The organism is Mycolicibacterium sp. ND9-15 (genome assembly GCF_035918395.1).
Classification (GTDB): domain Bacteria; phylum Actinomycetota; class Actinomycetes; order Mycobacteriales; family Mycobacteriaceae; genus Mycobacterium.
This window is the reverse complement of sequence record NZ_CP142362.1, coordinates 1689697-1711487: the sequence shown is the minus strand read 5'-3', so window position 1 is coordinate 1711487 and position 21791 is coordinate 1689697. Positions and strand designations below refer to the sequence as shown.

Genomic DNA, 21791 nt, shown 5'->3' with positions numbered 1-21791 from the left:
ATCCGGCGTAATGCCGACCGCCGCCGCTGGGCGCAGCGCAGCATTGTCCCCTGACGCAATCGCCGTCGGTCAGCTTGTACTCAAGGTCGTGAGCGCCTGCAACCTTAACTGCAGCTATTGCTACGTCTACCACGGTAAGGATGTTGGCTTCCGCAACCGGCCGGGGCTGCTGTCCGAGGAGCTGACCGGCGTGCTGATCGCGCGGATTAAGGAGTACTGTGCGAAGCGGCCCGGCCACCGCATCGGCGTCTGCCTGCACGGCGGTGAGCCCCTTCTGCTGGGGCATGAGCGTTTCCGAGCGCTGGTGGAGCGGCTGCGGGGCGAGGTAGGCTCCGCGCTGGGGTCGCTGAGCGTCCAAACCAATGCGACGCTCATCGATGCCGAGTGGGCGACGCTGCTGAAGGAGCTGCGCATCTCGGTCAGCGTCAGTCTTGACGGCCCGCTCGAGATCAACGATGTCGCCCGTGTCGATCACATGGGCCGCGGCTCCACCGACCGGACGTTGGCGGGTATCAGTCATCTGATGGATGCGGGTGTGCACGTGGCGGTGCTGTCGGTAGTCCACCCGGGCGCGAACGGTGCGGATACATATCATTACCTGCGCTCCATCGGCGTCACCGACTTTGACTTCCTCCTGCCCGACGTAACGCATGACGACTGGCGGGCACGATATGGCACCTACGGCCCCACCCCGGTGGCGGATTACCTGCTGCCCGCGCTCGATGCTTGGCTGGCCGAGGACAATCCAGATGTATCAGTACGCTCTTTCTCCGATATATTCCGCCTGATCATGGGGGATACAGGCACTACGGACGCCTTCGGTGGCGGTCCCATGCCCTACGCCATTATTGAAACCGACGGCAGCATAGAGGCCAACGACGTTCTGCGCGTTTGTGAGGGGGCGCTGAACCACACCGGCCTGAATATCACGAGCCACGGCTTCGATGACCTTCATCAGGCCAGTCCGCTGCCCGCGCGTTGTTCGAAGGGACCATTCCTCCGGCTGCCGCCTGCCGCGCCTGCCCGGAATTGCGCACATGCGGGGGCGGCTACATGCCCCACCGATACAGCCGCCAACGCCTCTTCGACAACCCATCCGTTTGGTGCGCCGATATCCTGAAACTGTTCCAACATATGCGTTCCATCGTCAATGTTGATGCGTCCCTTTCACATCCCGTCGAAGCGAGGGGAGAAGTCGCGCTATGACCGCGACGGCCGGGCCTGTCCAGGATCACCCCATCGTCAACGCCGAGGCCGCGCGTTATTTCGCGTCGCCGGAGTTACATGCCGATGCCACCTTGCCGCATGCCCTGATGGGCGAATACGCCAGCGCACTATTCGAGCTTGCGTTCGAGCGATGCGGCGCCGCGATGACGGACCGCTCTCCATCCTTTCCCACTCAAGCTCAACACATTACGGGCAAAGCCTTGCCCTGGTCGGCCGCTTGGAACCCGGACCTCGCACAAATCGAACGGCTGCTGTCCGGCCCTCTCCACGGTGAAGCCGCATGGAATGTCCTTGCGCCGATGTTGTTGCGTCTTGGCGCAGAAGGCGTGCTGACCGAGGCAGACATTCGGCTGCAATCGCCCCAGAGATTGTTCTGGGGCACGCTGCGACTCCCGGAAGCCGATCGCGTCACGTTCCACCGCAGCCAGAGCCGAGCGGAGATACATCTGTATTTCCAAGGCGCGGCCATCGCCATCGTAGAGGCGCAACAGGACCGAGACTGCCTGTGGCACAGCGATGTCACGCCAAGCGTGGGCATAGTGCGGATGTGTGGACACCCGATCCCGGTATGGACGCCTGCCGATGGCCGCGGCTACCCACATCCCAGCAATCGCCCGACCCTTCCCGACGCGACAGCGCAGATTTCTCCCGTCCTCGAGGAAGCGGGCGAGTTACTGACCCAGTACGCACCGAGCTTCGTACCCTGGATCGTCAATGGCATGCGCAACATCGTGCCGCTCGACGCCTCGGACGGGCAGCGTATCAGCGCATCGATCGAGGAATTCCCGGGGCTGACCTTCCTCTCCTTCCCCAATCCTGGCGTCGAACTGGCCGAATCGCTGGCACATGAAGCCAGTCATCATCATTTCCTTGCGCTGCAGCGCCTGACCCCGCTACACGACGGCACGGACAAGAAGGAATACTTCTCCCCGATAAAGCAGAAGGGACGTTCGATCGACCTGACGCTCTACGCATTCCATGCTTTCGCCAACGCTGCGATCTATCACCGCAACCTAGTGCGCAACCAGCCGAAGTACTACCGACTCAACGGCCGCACGCTCGACGAAAGCATGGAGCGTATCCGCGTACTCGACGGCTATCTCGCCGAGACACGTGCATTGACCGAAGCAGGGATGATTCTCTGGAAACCTCTGTCGGAGGCGCTGTTCGAGGGATGAGCCGCCCTGGTGACGCCCTGCGCAGTGCCTTCACGAGGGCGCGGCTGGCGAATGTCCGATCGCTCGGCCGGCGGCCGTTAACCGAGTGCTTTCTCGGCACACACATCGACACGGGCGCCGAGCTTTTCATCAAGGCGCTGCATGCCGACACTCCCGACGTGCACAGGAACTTCTTGCGCGAAATCGACGTAATACAGGCGCTTCATAACAGACCCGGCTTTCCCGTGGTGCATGCGTTCTCCACCGAGCCGGGAACCATGTTCCATGCCTGCGAACGGTTATATGCGCCCCGCTTCGACCAACTCGCGCGGAACGACAGACTGGACCTGGACATCATCCTTCGGCTTGCTCAGGCCTTGGCCGCATGGCTGCAGCGGCTGCATGCACTGGGCTACGTACACCGCGACCTCTCGCCCGACCACGTTTTCACCTGCGACCAGATCACCGTGGTCGACTTCGGCCTGGCTAAGCGCCTGGATGGGGTGGACGCTGATGACCGGCAGCGCTACATCGGGTATGACGTGCAAGCCTTCGGACTCGTCCTCTGGGAGATGATCTGCGGCCACCACATCTTTACCTACCGCAGCCCGGGACTCGCTCGGGAAATCCCACCGCAGCTAGCGCTGATTCACTCCCTCGAACTGCCACCGCCGTTAGCGCGCGCATTAAAAGGATGCCTCGCTGCGCGATCAGAAATGTCACCGCACGGCATCCCACACGAAGGATTCATCACGGCAGACGAGATCGTAGCCGCATTACGGGTGGATGGTGACTGAGGCGGTAATACCCTGGCGCGCTGGGTATATCGACGTGACGATCACACGACATCGCAGTTGGCCGCTTAAAACTTTCGGCCTTGCGAGGAGTACCTATGTCCCAGCTCGGGCTTTGCAGTTTGGTCATCACCGAATCCACTATCTGCCACCCACTTCGCATACGAGCGAGTTCGGCGTCGCCACTCGTGACGATGCTTTCTACGTCCTGCGGCGTCGGAGTACGGTGTGAGGCGACCAGCGTCATTCGCAACTGCTTTGATTTCCTGAACCGACGCCCTTCGGGCACCCCGCCGCCGAGATACAATCACATCCGCGCCAGCAGCGCCGCTCGCAAACCGACTAGGGCAATGCGCGAAGCGCCAGGCCGCGCTGTCGAGATCCCTTCAGGGCGGCGAGCGTCTCATCCGACGGCGCGGCGATGAGCAAGGCCACGAAGTCGTCGAGCAGTGAGCTCACGTGCAGCGCATAGGACGGAACGGGCAGTCCGAAAGCACGGAATCGGTGCCGGTCGGCGCAGGCGTGCACACACATCGCGGAGACCTTGTGGATCCGCTCGTCGCGGATGGGTTGCGGAATGTGCCTGGTGAGGCGGCTGACCCTTCTGACGTACTCCCGATGCGACTGCTGGTGCTCGTCGCGCAAGGAAGCAAGTGGACTCACCGACGAGTCGTAGCGCAACAGCTGCTCCAGGAACGAGACGTAGAAACAGTTCTCATCCTCGGCCATCTCGATGAGCGGGAGCTGATGCGCCTCGACGATCGCCCGTAGGTCACCGGACGGGGCACGGGCCGCCAGCAGCCGGCGTCGCTGCGTCAAGTGCTCCAGTCGGTGCAGCAGAATCGCTTGCACCAGGCCCTCTTTGGACCCGAAGTGATACTGCACTGCCGACTTGTTGGCCATACCCGCCTCGGTGCCGATCTGGCGAAGCGCAACACCGTCCAGGCCGCGTTGCGCAAACAGTCGCTCCGCAGTGAGCACCAACTGTTGCTTCGGCGACAGTTCCACGGACGCGGACATGCCAAGACAATCCCACACTGGACGAATTAAGTCTATCGACTTAGAGTTCAGTCGTCCGACTTCGTGTCGAGACTTCGCACAGAGAGGTGCACCTGTGAGCAAAGACCCGCCCTACCAGGATGTGATGCTCGCCGATCCGGTGTTCGGGCCGGTGTGGGAAAGGCCGGGCCTGAGCCGGCGCGACCGCCGGTTCGTCACGCTGACGTGCGTATGCGCGCTCGAGACCGTCGACCACATGAACCAGCACATGTACGCCGCGCTCGCCAGTGGCGACATCAGCTACGACGAACTTATGGAGTTCGTGCTGCACTTCGCCGTGTATTGCGGCTGGCCTCGAGCGTCTGAAGCCGAAGGCGCGGCCCGTAATCAGTGGGCGCAGTTGGCTGCCGAGCGAGGCCAGGACGTGCCCCCGAGACCCGATCTCCCGGTGGAGTCTCTGGGGCCGACGGATCACCACGTTCGTCTCGACGAGGGCGAGAAGTGCTTCGTCGACGTCAACCTTCTTCCGCCGCCACCGCGGGACTCGCCGTATTTTCAGGCCGGCATCTTGGCGTTCGTCTTCGGTCACCTCTGGCAACGACCCGACCTCGACCGTCGAGAGCGCCGGTTGATCACGGTCGCCGCCGTCGGGGTGTCCGGTGCGATCGGGCCGATCTACTCCCACGTCGGAGCGGCACTGGAGTCCGGCGATGTCAGCCGTTCCGAGATGACCGAGGTCATTCTGCAGTTCTCCGCCTACAGCGGGTTTTCCAAGGGCCGACTCCTTCAGACGGCCGCCGACGAATCATGGCGGCGCATTTCGGCCGCCGGTCCGAAAGGAGACTGATGTCGAAGCCACTCGAAGGAAAGGTCGCCTTCATCACCGGTGCAGCCAGAGGGCAGGGCCGTGCGCACGCTGTGCGGCTGGCGCGTGATGGGGCCGACATCATCGGCGTCGACATCTGCGAGAACATCGCGTCGATGACGTATCCGAATGCTTCGATCGCCGACCTCGAGGAAACCGAACGGCTCGTCGAGAAGGAAGGCCGCCGCATGGTGGCGCGCAAAGGCGATGTTCGGCGCTACTCCGACATGCTGGCCGCCGTGGATGCCGGCGTCGAGCAGTTCGGTCGTATCGACATCATCATCGCCAACGCCGGAATCGTCCGCCTCGCAGGAGAATCCGAAGATTTCATGCAGGACTGGCAGGACGTCATCGATACCAATCTCACCGGCGTCTACCACACCATTCGGGCCGCGCTGCCGGTGATGCGTGACGGCAAGCGAGGCGGGTCCATTGTGATCACAAGTTCCACCGCGGGTTTGAAGGGCACCGCCTCGCTCAATGCCAGCGGCAACGCCTACGCGGCGGCCAAACGAGGCGTGGTCGCGTTGATGCAGAACCTCGCCAACTACCTTGCCCCGGAATGGATCCGGGTCAACACCATCCACCCCACCGGAGTACTCAGCGGGATGACGCAGAACGACGCCATGAACGCGTTGATGGCACACGCCGCCGAAGGCGGCCAGAATGCGATCTCGGGCATGGAGAACGCATTACCGCTGCCCATCCTCCAACCGGAGGACGTCGCCAACGCGGTGGCCTTCCTGGTCTCGGAGGAGGCCAAGTTCATCACCGGCATCCAATGGCCACTCGACGCCGGCTTCACGGTCCGATGAGGCAACCGTGAACCTACAGGGCGCGACGGCCGTCATCACCGGCGGCGGCAGCGGCATCGGGCGAGCGACGGCACATTCGCTCGCCGAGCGGGGGGCGCAGCTCGTCATCGCCGATATCCACGCAGACAACGCGAATCAGGCTGCTTCGGAAATCAGACGCCACGGCCACCCGGCAGAAGCCTTCGTGTGTGATGTCGCAACCGAGCAGGCATTCACCGATCTCCGCGACTTCACGCTGGACCGCTACGGATCGGTCGACATCGTGATGAACAACGTCGGCGTGCTGACCAGCGGTCGACCCGACCATCTCCCCGTCAGTGAATGGGAGCGGATCATCAACATCAACCTGATGTCCGTCGTGCGTAGCAACGCCGTCTTCCTCCCCATCCTCATCTCCCAGGGTCACGGGCATATCGTCAACACCGCGTCCTTCGCTGGTCTCTACACGTATTCCTTCGACCGGATTCCCTACGCGGCGACGAAGGCCGCCATCGTCCAGATCTCAGAAGGGCTGCGGCTCTACCTGCAACCGCAGGGCATCGGCGTCACTGTCTTGTGTCCCGGCCCGGTGGCGACCAACATCCTCGCCACCATGCCACCCACCTTCGGACCAGAGGTCCAAACCGGCCTTCCCGGGGAGCAATTCGGGGTCCTCCTTCCGGACGAAGTCGGCGAACAGGTCGCGAAGGCCATCCTCCACGACACGTTCATACTCTTCACTGACGATCAGGTACGCGATGTCCTCGTCGAGCGCGCGACGGACTGGAACTCCTTCATTGCCAAACAGACGGAGAAGCTGGCTCAACGCTGAGGCGGCGCGGTAGCTTCGTGACAATGACCGCGGACTTTGATGTGCGCAGCCTGACGGTGCCCGTCGTTCAGGCTGGCATGGGTTATGTCGCGGGACATGAACTGGCGGCGGCAGTTTCGGAGGCGGGTGGTCTGGGGACCATTGCCGGTGTGAGAGCGGTGATCGCCACCGAGATAGCCGCCGCTCGCCGGCTGACCGGACGACCGATCGCGGTCAATCTGCTACTGCCGTTCGTTCGACCCGGTGATGTCGAGGCGGCCGCCGCGGCGGACGTGATCGTCACCTTCTGGGGCGCCCCTCGCCGACTGGCCGCCGGCACTTGGGTTCACCAGTGCGGATCGGTCGAGGAGGCGCAAGCGGCGGCCCATGCGGGTGCGGATGCCGTGATCGCCCAGGGGGTGGAGGCCGGTGGCCATGTGCGCGGTACGGCTCCTGGTCTCGAGTTGCTCGACAGAATCCGCGCCGCCGTGAAGATCCCGGTACTGGTCGCCGGTGGAATCGTCGACGCGCAGGGTGTGCGGCAGGCACTCGATGCCGGCGCAGTCGCGGCCGTCGTCGGCACTCGCTTTCTGGTCAGCGAGGAGAGCCATGCTCACGCGGAATACAAGCGGCGCTGCGTCGACGCCGATGAAACCGTGCTCACCGAACTGTTCGGGTTGGGCTGGCCTGACGCACCGCACCGGGTGATTCCCAACGTCGCGACGCGCCGCTGGTTACGCGGTGGCGACCGAGGCCCGAGCTGGATCCGCAGGGCCAACCAAGCGATGACAGGCCCCGTTACAGCGCTGCCCGTGGCAGCCCAGAACCGTGTGCTCAAGCTCCAGCCGCCACAGCTGCCCTTCCTCGTGCCACAGCCGCCGACCGATGACGGACCCGAGAAGCTCGTCGACTGGCGACCGCTCTATGCGGGCGCGAACGTCGGTCGCATCGCTGATATCCAACCGGCGGCAGAGCTCGTCAAGATGCTCAGCCCCTAAGCCTCAGCTCCACAGCGTGACGTGAACCTTCGGCCGAAACCGCGTCACGCCCACGCCGGTGCCGCGGATCATCGCCTGCGTGCAACGCGGCGTGGTGATGAAGCGGAGCAGCTCCGAAACCGCGGGCTGGCGGCCCGCCGGCGGAAGCGTCGACGCGTGCCATTCGCCCGAGGTCTGCAGGCCCGGTCCCTTGATCTGGGTCAGTCGCCCGGCGGCCAGATCCTGCGACACGGCGAACCCGATCGTCGGCGTCACGCCGCCGACGCGTTGTACTTCCTCCAACGCCGCCGCGTCGCTCTGAAATATCCGTTGCCGCGATTCGGGAATCGCCAACCCACGCAGCATCGCGGCGATCTCTCCGTCGACGCTGCCCGCCGACGGGCCGAGCATCCACTGTTGTTCTCGCAGCAGCGCCGGTGTCGGCGTGCCGGTGGCCAACGGGCTGTCCGGCGCGGTCACGGTGATGATCTGATACTTCAAGAACGGGCGCACGTCAATCGGCTCCGACGCGTCGCCGAGGGGTCCCAGCGTGATATCGACGGCGCGCGACACGATCAGATCGCGGAACCGGCTCGTCGGATGCACGCTCAATTCCACGGACAGGTCCCTGGCCCGGGCGGAGAACAGCTCGATCAGGCCCGGTGCCGCGTGTTCGGCGAAGACGCTCGACGCGGCGATCCGCAGCAACCGGCGACCGTGCGCGGCTTCGGTCACCTCGATCGCCGTCTGCTGTTGCAGACCCAGGATTTCGACGGCCCGGCTGGCCAAGCGGAGACCGCCCGGCGTGAAGGCGAGACCGGACGCGGTCCGGCTGAACAGCGGGTCGTCCAGTTCCTTGCGTAGCTGTGCGACATGCATCGAGACGCCCGCGTCGGACATTCCCAGTTCCTCGGCGGCCGCTCGGACGGAGCCCAATCGCACCACGGTGGAGTAGGCCCGAAGCTGAGCCGGCGTCACGGACCGAGCCTACGTCGAACGGGTTAAGCGATCACTTAAGTGCCTATTGACGGCCCTGTCATACCGTCCCACACTGGACCTTCCTTCCCATCGTTGTGAGGGCGATCACATGCAAGTTCCCGGACCCTTCGAGTACGAACGCGCGACCAGCGTCGACCACGCGATCGGCCTGCTGGACCGACTCGGCGAGGACGCCCGCGTCGTCGCAGGCGGGCACAGCCTGCTGCCGATGATGAAGCTGCGCCTGGCCAACCCCGAGTACCTGATTGACATCAACGACCTCGCCGCCGAACTCGGCTACGTCGTCACCGATCCCGGGGTGGTCCGGCTCGGGGCGATGACGCGGCATCGTGAAGTGCTCGAATCGGAGGAGCTGGCGGCGGTCTGCCCGATCTTCAGGGACGCCGAGTTGGTGATCGCCGATCCGGTCGTGCGCAACCGCGGCACCGTCGGCGGGTCGTTGTGCCAGGCCGACCCTGCCGAGGACCTGACCACGGTGTGTGCGGTGCTGGATGCGGTGTGTGTCGCCCGTGGACCGTCGGGGACGCGTGAGGTGCCGATCGACGATTTTCTCGCCGGACCGTATGAGACGTCGCTGGCGCACAACGAAATGCTCGTCGAGGTGCGGATCCCGATCCGACCCTCGAGTTCGAGTGCGTACGCGAAGGTCGAACGCCGCGTCGGCGACTGGGCGGTGACTGCGGCGGGCTCGGCGGTCGCGCTCGACGGCAGCACCCTCGCCTCCGCCCGGGTCGGCCTGACAGCCGTCAATGCCGACGCCGGCGCGCTGCGGGCGATTTCCGAAGCGCTGGTCGGCGAGACTATTTCGGAGGACCTGTACGACGAAGCGGGACGCCGGGCCTCTCGAGCCTGCGATCCGCCAACCGACATCCGCGGCAGTGCGGATTACAAGCGCCACCTCGCCGGCGAACTGACCAAACGGACACTGCGCGCAGCCGTCGAGCGGGCGCGCGCCACGATCGACAGCGAAGGACGTTGATCATGCAGGTGCAGATGACCGTCAACGGCGAATCCGTCAGCGCCGAGGTGGAACCTCGGATGCTGCTTGTGCATTTCCTTCGAGACCAACTGCGGCTCACCGGCACTCACTGGGGTTGTGACACCAGCAACTGCGGCACCTGCGTGGTGGCCGTCGATGGCGAGCCCGTGAAGTCCTGCACGATGCTGGCGGCGATGGCAAGCGGGCACGACATCCGCACGGTCGAGGGTCTGGAGGTCGACGGCAAGCTCGATCCGGTGCAGGAAGGGTTCATGCAGTGCCACGGCCTGCAGTGCGGCTTTTGCACACCCGGGATGATGATCACCGCCCGCGCACTGCTGGACCGGATTCCGGACCCCGACGAGGACACGATCCGCCAAGCGATTTCCGGACAGATCTGCCGCTGCACCGGTTACACCACCATCGTGCGTTCGATCAAATGGGCCGCCGCGCATGCGAATGGCCGGGCTGTTGAATCAGGACCGAGCGAAACAGATTTCGCGCCACAGGCGCAGTCCGACACCACACACGGCGGCGAGGGCGCCGAGCCGCTGCTGGAAGCGGGGAGCACGTCATGACCACCTTGGACTCACGTCCCGAAGACACCGTCGACAACGATCAGAAGCCGTGCGGGCATGGGCGGATGCTGCGCAAAGAGGATCCGCGGTTCATCCGCGGCCGCGGCAACTACGTCGACGACGTGGCGCTGCCCGGCATGCTGCACCTCGCGATCCTGCGTTCGCCGTTCGCGCACGCCCGCATCGTCAACATCGACACCACTGCGGCACAGGCACATCCGAAGGTCAAGGCGGTGGTGACGGGTGCCGCTCTCGCCGAAAAGGGACTGGCGTGGATGCCGACGTTGTCCAACGACGTTCAGGCGGTGCTGGCCACCGACAAGGTGCGCTTCCAGGGTCAGGAGGTGGCATTCGTCGTCGCCGAGGACCGGTACTCCGCGCGGGACGCGCTCGAGCTGATCGACGTCGACTACGAACCGCTCGATCCGGTCATCGACGCCCGGCACGCTCTGGACCCGCAGGCCGAGGTCATCCGTACCGACCTCGAGGGCAAGAGCGACAACCACATCTTCGACTGGGAGGCCGGCGATGCCGCCGCGACAGAGGCGGCCTTCGCCAAGGCAGACGTGGTGGTCAAGCAGGAGATCGTCTATCCCCGTGTGCATCCCGCGCCGATGGAGACCTGCGGCGCGGTGGCCGACTTGGATCCCGTCTCGGGCAAACTGACGCTGTGGACCACATCGCAGGCCCCGCACGCGCACCGCACCCTGTACGCCTTGGTCGCGGGCCTGCCCGAGCACAAGATCCGGGTGATCTCACCGGATATCGGCGGCGGTTTCGGCAACAAGGTCCCGATCTATCCCGGCTATGTCTGCGCGATCGTCGGCTCGCTGCTGCTGGGCAAGCCGGTCAAGTGGATGGAGGACCGCAGCGAGAATTTGACCAGCACCAGCTTCGCCCGCGACTACATCATGGTCGGCGAGATCGCCGCGACGAAGGACGGCAAGATCCTGGCGGTCCGGACCAATGTGCTGGCCGATCACGGTGCCTTCAACGGCCAGGCCGCTCCGGTCAAGTACCCCGCCGGCTTCTTCGGGGTCTTCACCGGCAGCTATGACATCGAGGCCGCCTACGCTCACATGACCGCCGTTTACACCAACAAGGCGCCCGGCGGGGTCGCGTACGCGTGCTCGTTCCGCATCACCGAGGCGGTGTACCTCGTCGAGCGGCTGGTCGACTGCCTGGCCTATGACCTGAAGATGGACCCGGCCGAGCTTCGGCTGCGTAACCTGTTGCGGCCGGAGCAGTTTCCCTATCAAAGCAAGACGGGGTGGCTCTACGACTCCGGCGACTACGAGACCACGATGCGCAAGGCCATGGAGATGGTCGGATATGAGGCATTGCGCGCCGAGCAGAAAGAGCGGCGCGAACGCGGGGAGTTGATGGGCATCGGGATGGCGTTCTTCACCGAGGCCGTCGGGGCCGGGCCGCGCAAGAACATGGACATCCTCGGCCTAGGGATGGCCGACGGTTGCGAGCTGCGCGTCCACCCGACCGGCAAAGCCGTTGTGCGCCTTTCGGTTCAGTCACAAGGGCAGGGTCACGAGACCACCTTCGCCCAGATCGTCGCCGAGGAGTTGGGGATTCCGCCCGACGACATCGACGTCGTGCACGGCGACACGGATCAGACCCCGTTCGGGTTGGGCACCTACGGCAGTCGATCGACCCCGGTGTCGGGCGCCGCCGCAGCATTGGTCGCGCGGAAGATCCGCGACAAAGCGAAGATCATCGCGTCGGGCATGCTGGAGGCCTCGGTGGCAGACCTCGAGTGGGACAAGGGGTCGTTCCACGTCAAGGGCGACCCGTCGGCATCGGTGACGATTCAGGACATCGCGATGCGCGCGCACGGCGCAGGCGACCTGCCGGAGGGAATCGAAGGCGGTCTGGACGCCCAGATCTGTTACAACCCCGAGAATCTGACATATCCCTACGGGGCGTACTTCTGCGTCGTCGACATCGATCCCGGCACCGCGGTGGTCAAGGTTCGGCGGTTCCTGGCGGTCGACGACTGCGGCACCCGCATCAATCCGATGATCATCGAGGGCCAGGTTCACGGCGGTATCGCCGACGGCATCGGGATGGCGCTGATGGAGATCATCGCGTTCGACGAAGACGGCAACTGCCTCGGCGGGTCGTTGATGGACTACCTGATCCCCACCGCACTCGAGGTGCCGAACCTGGAAACCGGTCACACCGTGACGCCGTCGCCGCACCACCCGATCGGCGCCAAGGGCATCGGCGAGTCGGCCACGGTGGGATCGCCACCCGCGGTGGTGAACGCCGTGGTGGATGCGTTGGCGCCGTTCGGTGTTCGGCACGCTGACATGCCGCTCACCCCCTCGCGGGTGTGGGAGGCGATGCAGGGCCGGGCTCAACCGCCCATCTGAGGCCGGGGATCACTTCATGACGACGATGACGCTCGAAGAACGTGCCCAGCATCTGCTGCGCACGCGGATTCCGTTCGTCCGTGCGACGGTCGTGCGCGCCCAGCCGCCCAGTTCAGCGCACGCCGGCGACGAGGCGATCCTGTTGTCCGACGGAACCATCGAAGGCTTCGTCGGCGGCCAGTGTGCGCAGACTTCGGTGCGCAAGGCCGCGCTGGGAGTGCTGCAGACCAACCAGAGCGTGCTGCTGCGCGTGCTTCCCGACGGCGAGGTGCACTTCCCCGACGCTCCGGGCGCCTGCGTCGTGGTGAACCCCTGCCTGTCCGGCGGCGCGCTGGAGATCTATCTAGCACCGCATGTTCCGGCTCCGCTGGTTCACATCCGCGGTGCCACGCCGATCGCTGACAAGCTCGCCGAGATGTGCGGCGTGCTGGGTTTCGAGCTGGACCGCGACGAGGAGGGTGATCTGACCCAGGCGACCGCGGTGGTGATCGCCAGCCACGGCGGGCCGGAAGCCGAAACGATCAGGGCGGCCCTGGATGCGGGCGTAGACTATATCGGCTTGGTGGCCAGCAAGGTTCGCGGCGGCGCGATTCTCGACAGCATGGCGCTCACGCAGGACGAACGGACCCGGGTACACACACCTGTGGGCCTTCCGATCGGCGCACGAACCCCGGCAGAGATCGCGGTCGCGATCGTGGCCGAAGTCATTGAGGAGATTCGCGTTCGCGGCCTTGCTGTCACTCAGACCGCCGAGGTCGCCGAAGCCGTCGATCCGGTGTGCGGCATGACGGTGAGCATCGGCCCTGCCACCGAACATCTGCGGGTCGATGGGCAGGACTACTGGTTCTGCTGTCCGGCATGCCGTGCGTCGTTCCGCGGGTGACCGGTGAGGGCACCGTTCACCGATATCGACGACGTGATCCGTCGGTTCGATGCCCACGATTACCTGCTCGACCAGGGCACAGCAAGCGCGCTGTATCTCGCCATCACCCTCGGCCGCCCGCTTCTGCTGGAAGGCGAACCGGGAGTGGGCAAGACAACGGCCGCAAAGACGCTCGCCGCGGTGCTGGATGCACCGCTGGTGCGACTGCAGTGCTACGAGGGGTTGACCGCCAGCGAGGCGCTCTACGACTGGAACTATCAGCGCCAGTTGCTGGCCATCAGGCTCGCCGAGGCGCGTGGGGGCGGCATCGACGAATCCGACCTGTACACCGAGACGTACTTGGTGGACCGCCCCATCCTGCAGTGCGTGCGCCATCGCGGCGCGACACCACCGGTTCTGCTGATCGACGAAATCGACCGTGCCGACGACGAATTCGAGGCGCTGCTGCTGGAGTTCCTCGGGGAGGCGGCGATCACGGTGCCCGAGTTGGGCACATTCGTCGCCGAACGCCCACCAGTCGCCGTGCTCACCTCGAACCGCAGCCGTGATCTTCACGACGCGCTGCGCCGCCGCTGCCTGTATCACTGGATCGACTACCCAGAGGCGTCACGAGTGGCCGCGATCGTGCGCCGCACAGTGCCGGGCGCCGACGCGCCCCTGATCGAGCACGCCGCCCAGTTTGTCGGCAGCACACGCGATCTCGACCTCGACAAGCCCCCGGGGATCGCGGAAACCATCGACTGGGTCGCCGCGCTGGTGGCGCTCGGCGTTGCGGACCTGACCGCACCGGACGCCATCGCAGGACTCGGCGCACTGGCGAAAACCCTGGACGACCGCGACGCGATCCACGACGCGTTCATCGACTACGTGAAAGGTAGCCAAACATGAAGTTCGCCAACGAGTTCACCGTGAGTGCACCGATGGAGAAAGCGTGGGACGTCCTTTCGGATCTTGAGCAGGTGATCCCGTTGATGCCGGGAGCGCAGCTCATCGGCCGCGACGGCGACGACTACCTCGGCAAGGTCAAGGTCAAGGTGGGCCCTGTCACCAGTGAGTTCAACGGCAGGGTGCGCTTTGTCGAGCGTGACCGCGAGAACCACCGTGCGGTGATCGACGGTAAGGGAAAAGAGCAGCGCGGCACGGGCAACGCTGCGGCCACCGTGACCGCCGAACTGCACGCCGCCGGTGATGCGACCCGCGTCACGGTGGACACCGACCTCAAGATCGTCGGCAAGCTTGCTCAGGTCGGTAGCGGTATGTTGCAGCAGGTTTCGGACAAGCTCCTGGGCGAGTTCGTGGAGTCTCTCGAGGCGAAGCTGGCCGCGGAATCCGCCACGGCGGACAACGCGGCCGCAAAGCCCCTCGATTCGGCGCCGGCCCCGGCTGCGCCCGAGCCCGCCCCGATCGACCTACTGCAACTGGCGGGCGGCGACACGCTGAAGAAGTACGCCCCGGCCGCGGTGGCGGCGCTAGCTGTTCTGTTGCTGGTTCTCGTTGTGACGACCGTGCGCCGCAGGCGGTGAACGCTCCGCTGTTGCTGCGCGGAGTGGACCGTGCCGCGTTCGCGGCCGCCCTCGTCGCGAGGATGCGTGCCGGCGGGGTGGTGGTGTCCGCAAGCGGGCCGGCTGCTTTCGTGCAGGCGCTCGCCGAGCTTGTGCCCCGCACGCGATCGGAGCTGTATTGGGCAGGCAGGCTGACCTTGGTCAATCGGATCGAGGACCTCGCCGCCTTTGATGCGGTGTTCGAGGCGGTTTTCGGCGACGCCGCGCCGCCGCTGTATGTGCCGGGGCGCAAGGCCGGCAAAGGGCTGCCCGCATCGTCGGTTCCAGGCGCACGCGGCCGCGCCGGCGCTCCGCCGGACGAGGGCGGCGGTCTACCGTGGACCACCCGACCATCGGTGCTCACGATAGGGGACCGACACGACGTCAATATCGCTGTGCCGGACGTTCTTCCGAGCCGACTCGTGGCGCGCGCCGATGAACCGTTCGACCGATTCGACGCCGACGATCTGCGCCTGCTCGGGTCCTGGCTCGAACATGCGGCCGCCCGCTGGCCGCGGCGGCGCACCTTGCGTCGGAAGAAGAACCGACACGGCAAGTGGATAGACCTGCGCGAGACCATGAAAGCGTCGCGGTCGACGGGTTGGGAACCGGTGATGCTGGCGCGCACTCACCGCCGCCATCGCCCTCGGCGCATCGTTTTGGTCTGCGACGTCAGTCGATCGATGCAGCCCTACGCCGCAATGTATCTGCATCTGATGCGCGCCACCGCACTGCGCCAAGCGGGGATTCGACCGGAAGTGTTCGCATTCTCGACTTCGCTCACCCGGCTGACAGCGGTGTTGTCACATCGCTCGGCCGAAGTGGCTCTCGAGCGGGCCAATGCGAAGGTCGCCGATCGGTACGGCGGCACCCACCTGGGCCGGTGTGTCGCGGAGTTGCTCACGGTGCCCCAAGGCAACGCGTTGCGCGGGGCGGTGGTGATCATTGCGTCCGACGGCTGGGACAGCGATCCACCAGAGGTGATCGAACGAGCCCTCGCGCGGGTGCGGCGCCGCGCGGAGCTACTCGTCTGGCTCAATCCGCGCGCCGCACAGCCCGGATTCCGCCCGCTGGCGGGATCGATGGCGGCTGCGCTGCCCTACTGCGATCTGTTGCTGCCCGCGCACTCGCTGACCGGCCTGCGGCAGTTCTTCCTCGCATTGATCGGTGGCTCTCTTGACCGCCGGTCGAGCGAGGTCCAAGGTCTGTGTAGGCCAGTGAAGGACTATTGATGAGCATCGACGACGATCCGGTCATCACGCTGGACGACCTCAGGGGCGATCTGGCACGCCGGCACAGGTGGACAGCCGGCGGCGGCGCCTCGGTAAACCCGACGATCGTCGACGCCGACATGGCCGCCCTCGACCACGACGGCTACGTCATCTGGGAGAACCTCCTCGGTCCCGACGAGTGTCAGCTGATCCGCGAGACCGTCGGGCCATGGCTCTCGCATACCGGACGCAACTCGTTCGAAGGGCGGCGCACCCAGCGCATCTACAGCCTGCTGAGCCGGACGCGCGTCTGCGACCGGCTCGTCGATCATCCGCGGGTGCTGGCGCTCCTCGACCGATTACTGATGGCCAACTATCTGCTGTCGGCCTTGCAAGCCATCAACATTCAGCCCGGAGAGTCCGCCCAGCTGGCTCACCATGATGACGGGGTCTTTCCGATCCCGCGGCCGCGGCCGCCCCTGGCCGCCGCGACGATCTGGGCGATCGACGACTTCACGGCCGACAACGGCGCGACGGTTCTCTACCCGGGCAGCCACCGCTGGGGGAAGCGTCGGCCAGGACCTGAGGATCGCGCGGTACCCGTCGTCATGCCGGCCGGGTCGTGCGTCTTCTTCGTGGGCACCCTCTGGCATGGCGGTGGCGCGAACACCACCGCGAAGGAGCGGCTGGCCGTCACCGCCCAGTACTGCCAGCCGTGGCTGCGACCGATGGAGGCCTTCACCCTTTCGATGCCGCGCGACATCGCGCGCACGGTCTCCGAGGACATTCGGCGCATGATCGGCTACAGCATCCACCCGCCGTTCGTCGGCGCCGTCGACGGCTTGCACCCGGTGCGGCTGTTGGAGCAGCCCTAGCCGGCGCGCTCGCAGGTGTCGTCGAAACTGCACGGAGGGCTGTTCCTCGGCCCGATGAACGACCGTGTGTGCAGTCTCGAGGCTATGAACGACTAGGCGCGCCGGCGGGTAGTCCCGACCACCGCGACTGAATGGGGGGAGCCGTCTGCAGGGCATCGGCTGGGAAGAGTTGGTCCGCCAGGGCGAGCCAATCGACGGCATCGCTCGAGGTGGTGTGAAGCGACGCTTTGAACATCGTCGAGGGGACGAACTTGAACGAGGTGCTCATGGAAATCAACTGTCACCGCCGGCTGGTCCTTTTGTAATCGCGAGCAAGCCAGACTTCACCCCTCACGAAGTCAGGGTTTCCTATCCGCGCGGTAAGGCGGCGCACCCGCTCAGGGCCCGGCCACGGGCGGAGGTCCGGACCACACTTCTGTCTCGACGGCATAGTCGCTGGGCAACTTCGGCCGGTAATCACTTTTCCCTCTTCGGGTTTCGACGCTCTCATGAATCGTGGCGCCTTCCGGGATCGGCCGTCGCCGCCACGGATTGAAGATCCAATACCACGGTGCCTGAGCGAAACGCCAAGCCCAGCCGTTCGCGTGCATCGGTGCGCAGGCATCGGCCTCGCCGAGGTTCCCGAAGCGGTTGAGGTAGCGCTGACGGCGAACCCTGAGACCACGCTTGATCGCCCCGTCGATGATCCAGCGCATTGCGATCTGGCCGAGCTGCGGATTGTCGACAAATCCTCCGCCCACGTCGGAGTGCACGCCCGCGAACCACACTTCGTCGAATGATTCAAAGTCCTTGCTCGTCGAGTCGGGCTGCACCAGGTACTCCGGGTATGGCCGCCGCTTCTCGTCGATGGCAACCGCATGGCGGATGACCCGGACATTGGGCAGACTCCGCGTGTAGGGCCAGCGGATGTCGCGGCTGAAACTCTTGGTGGCCTTCACGGTGTCGTAGATTCCGAGATACTCGACGGGAAATGAGCGTCGCTTCCCGTCTTCCCTCCGGATGGCCAGCGCCTCGGAGAACTTGTCCATCCGATCCCAGCCTTCGGAGCGGGCCAGATCGGAATCCTTTCCGGGGCGCCGCGCGTACACCCGCACCGCATACGGCACGAGATTGTCCGAGCCCGGGCGCAGCAGCCCGATGCGGTACAGCATTCCGCACAGCGCTCGAGCGGTGTAGGCGCCCCGGCTGAACCCGAAGATGAACACCTTGTCGCCGGGCCGCCAGGTATTCATCAGGTAGGCGTAGGCCTCGGCGATGTCCTGGCGCATGCCGTGTCCGAGCAGCATCCCGCCGAGAAGTGAAAATCGTTGTGCTACACCAGTCCAGGCGCTCGGCGCGGCCATCGTCCCGACCCCGGGGCCGTAGTAGAGCATCTGCTCGTCGGGGTTCGTCAACTCCGCGATATCGGCGACCTTGAAGACGTTGGTGACGGCCTTCGCCTTCACCTCGTTCTTGGTGCCGTCGAGGCAGATGATCAGGTTGCGCGGGCCGGTCATGTCGACTACTGGAGTAGGTCGATGGTGTGGGGGACGCCATCCTCGACGATCCTGATCCTGTCGTCGACGTCCCTGTTGTCTGCCAGGAAGGCAGCCAGGCCGTGCTTGGCGTTCGACCATTTGGGCCGCACCTTCACGCTCGGCTTGGTGGCGTGCCGTCGCTCTTCGTCGGCCCTCTTGGCGTTCCAGTCCTTCCTGCGCTCGCCGTCGATCTCGTCGACGGGATAGGTGAGGTGGATCGTGTAGTCGCCGTCACCGCGCGCCTGGGCGAGCATCGCGAGCGTGGCGCGTTCCGGGTTGCCGTGTTGACCATTCCCGGAGAAGACGTAGTGGTCCGCGGTCACGCGCGCGAAGAACTCCGGCGTGACATTTCGGTCGCTGCCATGATGCGGAACCTTGAGCACCTCGACGTGAATCGAGCCGCCCTCGTCGATCAAGCCGGTCAGCTCAAGGCCTTTCAGTATCTTCGCAGCGAGCGCATCACCGGTGAACAGGACGCGTCTGCCCCTCGCTTCGGCGAGCACCACGATGCTCGAGAGATTGGTCGGTGAACTGTCGGCGAGGCTCGCCAGCGCCGATGCCGTCACCTGGTCCTGAACCTCCGGGTGCTTTCTCAGCCAGTCCCGCACCGCCGTCTGAAGCTTCTTGACTTCCGGCAGCATCGGGCCGACGACGGTGAACGACAAACCCTTGCCCATGTCCAGCTGTCCACCCTGGTCGGTGGCCACGATCAGCCCGCCACCGGTCTCCACATTGCGCTCGATGGGGATGTCCTCGGCGTCCTGACGAAGTTGGCGACCCTGCGGCACGCTCGCAACCACCATCACGGTGTCCGCCACGTCGGCCGCGTTGGCATCTTCCAGTTCGTCCAGCAGATCCACAGGCAGCTCACCGCTCAGCGACGCCGGGCCGAACCGCCCGCTGACTGCGTCCGCCAGCTCCTCGCCATCATTACCCACAATGTCGTCGAAAGCGTTGTGCCAGAGGTCAACTACGCGGACGATAGGCCCGTCTGCGGGCGGCTCGAGTATCTCCGCTGTGAGTTCCAGCAGGCCCGCGACGTGGTCCTCGTCGATGTGGCTCAGCATCATCAGGTCGATCGGCAGTGGTCTGCTGCTTTCCGTCAGCCCACGTCGTTTGCGCAGCTGTTCGAGCCGTGGCTTCAGGAACGGCCGATACACGTCGTCGTGCCCGCCGTCGATGAGCGCGAGCCCGGGATTCCGCGCCGTCCCGTAGTGCAGCAATGCGCAATCGCCGGAGCGGGCGCGTAGAACCTCTAGCTGGAAAACGTTTTCGGCCAAGGTCGTCACCTCTCAGAGGCTTTGAAGGGCACGCAGGACGTCGAGCAGGCCATGGCCTTGGAAGTTGCGTTCGCGGTCCAGATCGGTTGCCGTTTCGCAGAGGATCCGTTTGATCCGGTCCGGCTTGCCGATGAGCTCTGGATAGCGCGCCATCAGCATCGCCGCCGCACCGCTGACATGGGAGGTCGCCTGGCTCGTACCGTCTTGGCATTCCCACTTGTTTCCGGGCACCGTCGAGTTGATGCTTTCTCCAGGTGCGACCAGATCCGGTTTGAGGCGACCGTCGCCGGTCGGCCCACGGCTCGAGAAATAGCTGATGCCATAGGTGAACGGTCGACGCCCGTGCGTTGAGCCGACAGTGATCACGCGATCCGCATTGCCGGGATCGGTGATCCCGAAGCCCAGATAGTTGTAGAACGGAACGCCGTCGAGGATAGTCTCCTCGGCGCCCTTGTTGCCTGCGGCGGCCACGACGACCACCCCGTTGTCGATCAGCCGTTCACTCTCATTGCATATCGGCGTGCGGCCGCAGGCGTAGTTCTTCGCGTCGTGCGGAATGGAGAGGCTCATGTTCACTCCCTTGACGACGAGACGACCGGCCTGTTCGTTGGTGTTCCGAATGAATTGCAGCGCAGCGATGATCGAGAACTCGGTGTCGTCGAGGTCCCGCGGGCCGACCTTGTCGGATTTGAGCACCCGGAAGTCGAGAATGCCGACGCCTGGGCACATCCCATCGGCGGACTCCGGTTCCCGGTCGTCGGCGTACTTGCGGGCGGCGATGATCCCGGCGACATGGGTGCCGTGGCTGCTGGTCGGACACGGGGGATCGGTGACCCGTATCAAGTCGGTGACAAGATCCAACGGCAGCGGCTGGCCCGCGACCGCGGCCTGCCCTATCCGCTTGAGCTTGCTGTCGGCGCCCGTCGGCAACCGGCCGGCCCTCGCCTCCTTGAGGATTTTGAGGTTCATGTCGCGAACCTGTTTCCTCTCGTTGCCGAGACTTACGATCTCGCGGTAATTGGTGAAGTCGTACGTCGCCTTTATTCGTTGCCCGAAGGCCGGGTGCGTTCCGTCGATACCGGTATCGAGTACCGCCCAGTCGATTCCGGAGCAGTCGATGTCGAAGAGCCGGCGAGCGGCGTCGGCCTTGACCGTCGGTACGGACTGCGCGATTGCCGCGGTGGCGCGCCGGTTCAGCGCGATCTGCCCCACCATCGGTCTGGTTCTCGTCTTGAGCGTCTGCAGGAGTCCGAGCACGGTTGCCTCGATGTCGGAGGCCGGCGCCTGCATCAGCCGCGTCTTCGAGGCGGCTGCCTTCGTGTCTTGGTGCAGGGAGTCCAGACCGGCCAGGCACACCAGCGTGCAGAGCGCGACGAATCGCTCGAATGCGGATCGGCTATTCGTCATCGCAGCGGTATCCGGTGCTTCCAGCCAACGCTTGCGTAACTCGACGACGTCTTCAACGGTCTGCCGCAGCTTCGGCGAATCGCCCGAGTCGTATTGGTCGAACTCGTTCTGCGTTCTGCTGTCCTGCCACCAAGTGGTCAGCGGCACCAGAGTTTGCAGTACCTCGCCGAAGTACAACCTTGCGGCCACGAAATTCTGCAGCGGGGCGACGACGGGATCGTGTTCGGCGCCGTCGGGCCGCGAGATTCCACGATAGATTTCAGCGGCTAGCTCGCTTGAGGTGCTCTCCTGGTGGGAGCTGATCAAGAGATCAGCCGGCGCCGAAGGGTTCGTCGCGAATTCGACCCACACATCGATGAGGATGGGCGAGTCCTGGATATAGCGTCGGCTGTCCCTGTTGCCCAGCAAGATGTATTCGATGAGTTCGCGCGGAATCGGTACGGCCATTCGAATTGCCCCCTCACCGCGCGCTCGCGCGAAGACTAACTCTTCGCCACCACCCCAGAGGTG

Annotated in this window: 20 protein-coding genes; 15 read left to right on the top strand and 5 right to left on the bottom strand. The window is 65.0% G+C overall.

The features are described from left to right. Positions 1 to 10 precede the first annotated feature (10 nt). The 3 genes from QGN32_RS08355 to QGN32_RS08345 all read left to right on the top strand — a co-directional run bounded on the left by QGN32_RS08355 (position 11) and on the right by QGN32_RS08345 (position 3181). A complete protein-coding gene (locus tag QGN32_RS08355) occupies positions 11 to 1120 on the top strand; it encodes a radical SAM protein (RefSeq protein WP_326548113.1) in 1110 nt (369 codons plus the stop codon). An 82-nt stretch (positions 1121 to 1202) separates the two neighbouring features. Next, on the top strand, positions 1203 to 2405 hold the full coding sequence (locus QGN32_RS08350) for an aKG-HExxH-type peptide beta-hydroxylase (RefSeq protein ID WP_326548112.1): 1203 nt from the start codon (positions 1203 to 1205) through the stop codon (positions 2403 to 2405). Further along, a complete protein-coding gene (locus QGN32_RS08345; protein WP_326548111.1) occupies positions 2402 to 3181 on the top strand; it encodes a protein kinase domain-containing protein in 780 nt (259 codons plus the stop codon). The genes QGN32_RS08350 and QGN32_RS08345 overlap by 4 nt, the downstream gene beginning before the upstream one ends. A 339-nt stretch (positions 3182 to 3520) precedes the next feature. Here the strand turns inward: QGN32_RS08345 and QGN32_RS08340 are convergent, their stop codons facing one another. Beyond that, positions 3521 to 4198: a TetR/AcrR family transcriptional regulator gene (locus QGN32_RS08340; protein ID WP_326548110.1), complete on the bottom strand. Its 678-nt coding sequence runs from the start codon at positions 4196 to 4198 to the stop codon at positions 3521 to 3523. Between the two features lie 94 nt (positions 4199 to 4292). Between QGN32_RS08340 and QGN32_RS08335 the strand changes: the two genes are divergently transcribed. The 4 genes from QGN32_RS08335 to QGN32_RS08320 are packed head-to-tail and all read left to right on the top strand — an operon-like array spanning position 4293 to position 7645. Next, positions 4293 to 5024 (top strand): carboxymuconolactone decarboxylase family protein, encoded by a 732-nt coding sequence (locus QGN32_RS08335; RefSeq protein WP_326548109.1) that lies wholly within the window; start codon positions 4293 to 4295, stop codon positions 5022 to 5024. Further along, complete coding sequence (locus QGN32_RS08330) at positions 5024 to 5857, top strand: mycofactocin-coupled SDR family oxidoreductase (protein WP_326548108.1); 834 nt, start codon at positions 5024 to 5026, stop codon at positions 5855 to 5857. Before QGN32_RS08335 ends, QGN32_RS08330 begins: the two co-directional genes overlap by 1 nt. 7 nt (positions 5858 to 5864) lie before the next feature. After that, on the top strand, positions 5865 to 6668 hold the full coding sequence (locus QGN32_RS08325; RefSeq protein ID WP_326548107.1) for an SDR family oxidoreductase: 804 nt from the start codon (positions 5865 to 5867) through the stop codon (positions 6666 to 6668). Between the two features lie 23 nt (positions 6669 to 6691). Continuing rightward, on the top strand, positions 6692 to 7645 hold the full coding sequence (locus tag QGN32_RS08320; RefSeq protein WP_326548106.1) for an NAD(P)H-dependent flavin oxidoreductase: 954 nt from the start codon (positions 6692 to 6694) through the stop codon (positions 7643 to 7645). 3 nt (positions 7646 to 7648) lie between these two features. Here QGN32_RS08320 and QGN32_RS08315 read toward each other — a convergent pair whose 3' ends face one another. Then, positions 7649 to 8602 carry a LysR family transcriptional regulator gene (locus tag QGN32_RS08315; RefSeq protein ID WP_326548105.1) on the bottom strand — a complete coding sequence of 318 codons (954 nt, stop codon included), beginning with the start codon at positions 8600 to 8602 and terminating at the stop codon, positions 7649 to 7651. Positions 8603 to 8711: 109 nt separating this feature from the next. On the opposite strand from QGN32_RS08315, the gene QGN32_RS08310 reads away from it, so the two are divergent. Genes QGN32_RS08310 through QGN32_RS08275 form a run of 8 tightly spaced genes read left to right on the top strand, consistent with a single transcriptional unit; the run spans position 8712 to position 17077 of the window. Further along, complete coding sequence (locus QGN32_RS08310) at positions 8712 to 9602, top strand: FAD binding domain-containing protein (RefSeq protein ID WP_326548104.1); 891 nt, start codon at positions 8712 to 8714, stop codon at positions 9600 to 9602. Positions 9603 to 9604: 2 nt separating this feature from the next. Continuing rightward, positions 9605 to 10180, top strand: coding sequence for a (2Fe-2S)-binding protein (locus QGN32_RS08305; RefSeq protein ID WP_326548103.1), 576 nt, complete (start codon positions 9605 to 9607; stop codon positions 10178 to 10180). After that, positions 10177 to 12567 carry an aerobic carbon-monoxide dehydrogenase large subunit gene (locus QGN32_RS08300; RefSeq protein ID WP_326548102.1) on the top strand — a complete coding sequence of 797 codons (2391 nt, stop codon included), beginning with the start codon at positions 10177 to 10179 and terminating at the stop codon, positions 12565 to 12567. Before QGN32_RS08305 ends, QGN32_RS08300 begins: the two co-directional genes overlap by 4 nt. Before the next feature lie 25 nt (positions 12568 to 12592). After that, positions 12593 to 13450, top strand: coding sequence for an XdhC family protein (locus QGN32_RS08295; protein ID WP_326548990.1), 858 nt, complete (start codon positions 12593 to 12595; stop codon positions 13448 to 13450). Between the two features lie 3 nt (positions 13451 to 13453). Beyond that, complete coding sequence (locus QGN32_RS08290; RefSeq protein WP_442791798.1) at positions 13454 to 14338, top strand: AAA family ATPase; 885 nt, start codon at positions 13454 to 13456, stop codon at positions 14336 to 14338. Then, positions 14335 to 14973 carry an SRPBCC family protein gene (locus QGN32_RS08285; protein WP_326548101.1) on the top strand — a complete coding sequence of 213 codons (639 nt, stop codon included), beginning with the start codon at positions 14335 to 14337 and terminating at the stop codon, positions 14971 to 14973. The genes QGN32_RS08290 and QGN32_RS08285 overlap by 4 nt, the downstream gene beginning before the upstream one ends. Then, on the top strand, positions 14970 to 16223 hold the full coding sequence (locus QGN32_RS08280; protein WP_326548100.1) for a vWA domain-containing protein: 1254 nt from the start codon (positions 14970 to 14972) through the stop codon (positions 16221 to 16223). The genes QGN32_RS08285 and QGN32_RS08280 overlap by 4 nt, the downstream gene beginning before the upstream one ends. Further along, positions 16223 to 17077, top strand: coding sequence for a phytanoyl-CoA dioxygenase family protein (locus QGN32_RS08275; protein ID WP_326548099.1), 855 nt, complete (start codon positions 16223 to 16225; stop codon positions 17075 to 17077). Before QGN32_RS08280 ends, QGN32_RS08275 begins: the two co-directional genes overlap by 1 nt. 377 nt (positions 17078 to 17454) lie before the next feature. Here QGN32_RS08275 and QGN32_RS08270 read toward each other — a convergent pair whose 3' ends face one another. Genes QGN32_RS08270 through QGN32_RS08260 form a run of 3 tightly spaced genes read right to left on the bottom strand, consistent with a single transcriptional unit; the run spans position 17455 to position 21728 of the window. Further along, positions 17455 to 18573 carry a phospholipase effector Tle1 domain-containing protein gene (locus QGN32_RS08270; RefSeq protein WP_326548098.1) on the bottom strand — a complete coding sequence of 373 codons (1119 nt, stop codon included), beginning with the start codon at positions 18571 to 18573 and terminating at the stop codon, positions 17455 to 17457. A 5-nt stretch (positions 18574 to 18578) separates the two neighbouring features. After that, entirely contained in the window at positions 18579 to 19874 is a 1296-nt protein-coding gene (locus tag QGN32_RS08265; protein WP_326548097.1) for a ComEC/Rec2 family competence protein, read from the bottom strand. A 12-nt stretch (positions 19875 to 19886) separates the two neighbouring features. Beyond that, positions 19887 to 21728, bottom strand: coding sequence for a S8 family peptidase (locus QGN32_RS08260; protein WP_326548096.1), 1842 nt, complete (start codon positions 21726 to 21728; stop codon positions 19887 to 19889). Between the last annotated feature and the right edge of the window lie 63 nt (positions 21729 to 21791).

Bases quoted from the DNA above. Each gene is read 5' to 3' on its own strand.
- QGN32_RS08305 (WP_326548103.1), top strand. From the start codon at position 9,605: ATGCAGGTGCAGATGACCGTCAACGGCGAATCCGTCAGCGCCGAGGTG.
- QGN32_RS08285 (WP_326548101.1), top strand. From the start codon at position 14,335: ATGAAGTTCGCCAACGAGTTCACCGTGAGTGCACCGATGGAGAAAGCG.
- QGN32_RS08300 (WP_326548102.1), top strand. From the start codon at position 10,177: ATGACCACCTTGGACTCACGTCCCGAAGACACCGTCGACAACGATCAG.
- QGN32_RS08330 (WP_326548108.1), top strand. From the start codon at position 5,024: ATGTCGAAGCCACTCGAAGGAAAGGTCGCCTTCATCACCGGTGCAGCC.
- QGN32_RS08260 (WP_326548096.1), bottom strand. From the start codon at position 21,728: ATGGCCGTACCGATTCCGCGCGAACTCATCGAATACATCTTGCTGGGC.
- QGN32_RS08270 (WP_326548098.1), bottom strand. From the start codon at position 18,573: ATGACCGGCCCGCGCAACCTGATCATCTGCCTCGACGGCACCAAGAAC.
- QGN32_RS08310 (WP_326548104.1), top strand. From the start codon at position 8,712: ATGCAAGTTCCCGGACCCTTCGAGTACGAACGCGCGACCAGCGTCGAC.
- QGN32_RS08345 (WP_326548111.1), top strand. From the start codon at position 2,402: ATGAGCCGCCCTGGTGACGCCCTGCGCAGTGCCTTCACGAGGGCGCGG.
- QGN32_RS08350 (WP_326548112.1), top strand. From the start codon at position 1,203: ATGACCGCGACGGCCGGGCCTGTCCAGGATCACCCCATCGTCAACGCC.
- QGN32_RS08320 (WP_326548106.1), top strand. From the start codon at position 6,692: ATGACCGCGGACTTTGATGTGCGCAGCCTGACGGTGCCCGTCGTTCAG.
- QGN32_RS08355 (WP_326548113.1), top strand. From the start codon at position 11: ATGCCGACCGCCGCCGCTGGGCGCAGCGCAGCATTGTCCCCTGACGCA.
- QGN32_RS08340 (WP_326548110.1), bottom strand. From the start codon at position 4,198: ATGTCCGCGTCCGTGGAACTGTCGCCGAAGCAACAGTTGGTGCTCACT.
- QGN32_RS08295 (WP_326548990.1), top strand. From the start codon at position 12,593: ATGACGCTCGAAGAACGTGCCCAGCATCTGCTGCGCACGCGGATTCCG.
- QGN32_RS08275 (WP_326548099.1), top strand. From the start codon at position 16,223: ATGAGCATCGACGACGATCCGGTCATCACGCTGGACGACCTCAGGGGC.